Here is a 926-nt window from a genome sequence, read left to right as displayed (position 1 = left end):
TCTAGAGAAGTTCGATGATAGCAACAACTTTGCCAATTCCAACAACGGAAATGATTCATCTTTCTGGAATCAGTTGGAAAACTTACGAAAATCTTCTCGAAGAACTGCAAAACCGTCATTTGCGTTTAACATACAATTGCGGAAATTTAGAAATTTTGGCTCCTTCACCAGAACACGAACTATATAAAGAAGTAATAGGACGTTTTGTCGAGACTCTTGCAGAAGAATTAGAAATCAATATTTATCCCCTTGGATCGACAACTTATAAGCGTCCTGAATTGAAGGGAGTAGAACCGGATAAATGTTTTTATATTAGCAATATTGCCGCCATTCGCGGTAAACGAAGATTGACACCAGACGATCCTCCTCCCGATCTCGTTATTGAAATAGATATTACCAGCAGTTCGCCAAATCGACTACAAGTTTATGCGTCTTTGGGAGTGCCGGAAGTTTGGGTTTACGATCGCAATTCTTTGATCCTACAACAATTAAACAATGGGGAATATTTTCCCAGTTCTCAAAGTCAGTTTTTCCCCAATATTCCCATCGCAGAAATTGCAGAGTTTCTCCAACAAGCTGAGACAACCGATTATTTGGAGTTAATAAGAATATTTCGCAATTGGGTCAGAACTGTAAGAGCAAGATAACGCTAATATTTACAATTAAAGCACGAATAAACGCGATCGCGCCCGAGAAAAAGCAACATAACGCGCTTGATGCTGCTCGGGAATGCTCGGGTTGCGGGAAATATCGCGATCGCTGCGCCAAAAATGTCCCAAGCATGATTTGAAGTTACATTCTCGTTTATGGTAAAATTTACTCCAGTCCGTTCTAGAGAAGTTCGATGATAGCAACAACTTTGCCAATTCCAACAACGGAAATGATTCATCTTTCTGGAATCAGTTGGAAAACTTACGAAAATCTTC

1 protein-coding gene is annotated in these 926 nt (G+C 39.7%); it reads left to right on the top strand.

The window, feature by feature from the left end; all coding sequences use genetic code 11:
• The first annotated feature begins 14 nt into the window (after positions 1-14).
• Positions 15-647 (top strand): Uma2 family endonuclease, encoded by a 633-nt coding sequence (locus JUI58_RS16695; protein ID WP_204104935.1) that lies wholly within the window; start codon positions 15-17, stop codon positions 645-647.
• The last annotated feature ends 279 nt before the right edge of the window (positions 648-926 follow it).

The sequence above is a fragment of the Spirulina sp. CCY15215 genome (genome assembly GCF_016888125.1).
Lineage (GTDB): Bacteria > Cyanobacteriota > Cyanobacteriia > Cyanobacteriales > Spirulinaceae > CCY15215.
This window is presented reverse-complemented; position numbering and strand designations above follow the sequence as displayed.

Coding starts and splice junctions, on each gene's coding strand:
- JUI58_RS16695 (WP_204104935.1), top strand. CDS start 15: ATGATAGCAACAACTTTGCCAATTCCAACAACGGAAATGATTCATCTT.